This is a genomic window from Actinotalea sp. JY-7885, assembly GCF_014525465.1.
Classification (GTDB): Bacteria; Actinomycetota; Actinomycetes; order Actinomycetales; family Cellulomonadaceae; genus Actinotalea.
In genome coordinates, this window is record NZ_JACEXH010000279.1 from 1 (window position 1) to 2,675 (window position 2,675).

Consider the following 2,675-nt stretch of genomic DNA (forward strand, 5'->3'; position numbering starts at 1 on the left):
GGGCGGGATGCGCGCGGGCGGGCTCGGGTCGGGATCGAGCGGCCGCGCGGCGGCGGGGGCGCCGGGTCCCCGTCGGGGAGGGCGCCGAGTCCTCGCAGGACTCAGCCGGGCATTCGACAGCTGCGCACGGCGCAGGCGGAGCACCGGCGGTCGGCCGCCGGGAGGGCGCGACACGACCGCGACGACGACGTCGTCCCCGGCCGGGTCCCTCGCGAGGTGCTCACGCGGGCGAACCTACCCGCGCGGCGCCGCGTGGGGCAGCCCTGGGCCGCGGGTTCTCGCCCACCGAGACCGGCGCCCGACCGGCCTGCCGCGGCGCGGGCCGTCAGGCCTCGGCGACCCACCGCTGCGCGAGGGCCAGGACGGCGTCGTTCGCGGCGGCGTCGCCGACCGTGATGCGCACACCCTCGCCGGCGAACGGGCGCACCAGCACGCCGTGCGCGGCGGCGTCGGCCGCGACGTCGAGGGTGCGCGCCCCGAGCGGGAGCCACACGAAGTTGCCCTGGGCGTCGGGCACGGCCCAGCCCTGCGCGCGGAGCCCGGCGAGCAGGCCGCCGCGCGCCGCGACGACGGCGTCCACGCGGGCCCGGAGCTCGTCCTGCGCCCGCAGCGAGGCGAGCGCGGCGACCTGGGCGAGGTGGTTGACGCCGAAGGGCGTGGAGGCCGTGCGGATCGCGCTCGCGACCTCGGGCCGCGCGACGGCGTACCCGACCCGCAGCGCCGCCAGCCCGTAGGCCTTGGAGAACGTGCGCAGCACCACGACGTTCGGGTGCGCCGCGAGCAGCGCGCCGGAGTCGACGGCGTCGTCCTGCCGGACGAACTCCACGTACGCCTCGTCGAGCACCACCAGCACGCGCGGGGGCACCGCGGCGAGGAACGCCGCGACCTCCGCGTGGCGCAGCGCCGGGCCCGTGGGGTTGTTCGGCGAGCACACCAGCACCGCGCGCGTGCGCTCGGTGACCGCGGCCGCCATCGCGGCGAGGTCGTGACGACCGTCCGCGGTGAGCGGCACCGGCACGCCGACGGCGCCCTGGAGGCCGATGAGGATCGGGTAGGCCTCGAAGGACCGCCACGCGTGGACCACCTCGTCCCCGGCGTCGCAGAAGGCCTGGAGCGCGTGACCGAGCACCGCGACCGAGCCGCACCCGGCGACGACCGCGGCGGGCTCGACGCCGTGCCGCGCGGCGAGGGCCTCACCGAGCTCCGTGGCGAACATGTCCGGGTAGCGGTTGAGCCCGCTCGCCGCCTCGGCGACCGCCTCGCGCACGGCCGGCAGCGGCGGGAAGGGGTTCTCGTTCGACGACAGCTTGTGCGCGCCGCGCTCGACCGCGGCCCGGGCACCGGGGACGTACGCCGGCAGGCTCCGGACGACCGCGCGGGGGACGAGGGGGGAGGTCACCGCTCCAGCATGCCACCGCGCCACAGGCGTTCCCGTGGCGGGTCCCGCGGTGGGAGCATGACGTATGAGCTTCCTCGTGAGGGTCCTCATCAACGCCGCCGCGATCTGGTTCGCGACCCAGGTCCTCGGCGGGATCGAGGTCGTGAGCGGGGGCGGCACGACCTCGCGGATCCTCACCCTGCTCGCCGTCGCGCTGGTCTTCGGTCTGGTCAACGCGGTGGTCAAGCCGGTCGTCGCGCTGCTCTCGCTGCCGCTGTACATCCTCACGCTCGGCCTGTTCACGCTGATCGTCAACGCGCTCATGCTCATGCTGACCAGCTGGCTCACGGGCTTCTGGGAGTACGGCCTGCGGATCGAGGACTTCGGCCAGGCGATCCTGGGCGCGCTGCTCATCTCGGTCGTCAGCTTCCTGCTCAGCCTCGTCATCCCCGGGGCGCGCGGCGACGACCGGTAGGCGACGCCCGGTCAGGACCCGGGCACGCGGACCCCGACGTAGCGCTGGGTGGTCACGCGCGTGCGCCCGTCGCCCACCAGGGCGGCCACGGCGGCGTCGAACGCGCGCAGGGACGGGTGGTCCGTGGTGGCCAGCCGCTCGGCCGTGCGCGCGTAGACGTCGATGCCGTGCGCCGTCACCGGCGACCCGGCGGCCGCCCGGTCGACGGGATCGGGCGCGACCGCCAGGTCCGCCGACACGGTCGTCCGGCCCGGCGTCGCGGGGTTCGCCGCGCCGTCCAGGGTCCACACGTAGTCGCCGTCGTGCTGCAGGTGCAGCGCGGCGACGCCGGCCGGCAGGTCCACGGCCGCGACCGGCGAGCCGGCCGTGAGGACCGCCGCGACGGCGAAGCGCTCGGCCAGTGCCGGGTCCGCGGCGATCGCGGTCGCCACCATGCCGCCCTGGCTGTGGCCCGCCAGGAGCACCGGCTCGCCCGGGGCGACCCCCGCCTGCGTCATGGCCTCCACGACCGTGCGGGTCGCGTCGTCCGGCGCGCCGCCGATGATCGCGAAGTTCGACGACAGGCTCATCGGGTTCGGCCCCGCGACGGGCGACCAGTCCTGCGTCCCCGGGATCGCCACGACCCACGTGCGTCGGCCGTCGTCGTGGTCGAGCCGCTGGACGCCGACCGTCCCGGGGATGCCGCCGGTCCCGGCGCCCGGCGCGTCGTCGGGGTGCGGGTAGAGCGCGTGGACGTGCCGGAGCACGTCGGCGGCCGACGTCGGCCGCGGGGCGTCGCGCGACGGGCCGCGGGCGGCACCCGGCCGGACCACCGGCGCGACG

General features: G+C 77.2%; 2 protein-coding genes and 1 pseudogene. 1 reads left to right on the top strand and 2 read right to left on the bottom strand.

What is annotated here, in order from left to right; genetic code table 11:
* Positions 1–325: 325 nt before the first annotated feature.
* Positions 326–1,399 carry a histidinol-phosphate transaminase gene (hisC, locus tag IDM29_RS16235; RefSeq protein ID WP_255491681.1) on the bottom strand — a complete coding sequence of 358 codons (1,074 nt, stop codon included), beginning with the start codon at positions 1,397–1,399 and terminating at the stop codon, positions 326–328.
* Between the two features lie 64 nt (positions 1,400–1,463).
* Between hisC and IDM29_RS16240 the strand changes: the two genes are divergently transcribed.
* Positions 1,464–1,853 carry a phage holin family protein gene (locus IDM29_RS16240; protein WP_182112477.1) on the top strand — a complete coding sequence of 130 codons (390 nt, stop codon included), beginning with the start codon at positions 1,464–1,466 and terminating at the stop codon, positions 1,851–1,853.
* 11 nt (positions 1,854–1,864) lie between these two features.
* Here the strand turns inward: IDM29_RS16240 and IDM29_RS16245 are convergent.
* A pseudogene (locus IDM29_RS16245) lies at positions 1,865–2,675 on the bottom strand (hypothetical protein); the annotation flags it as partial.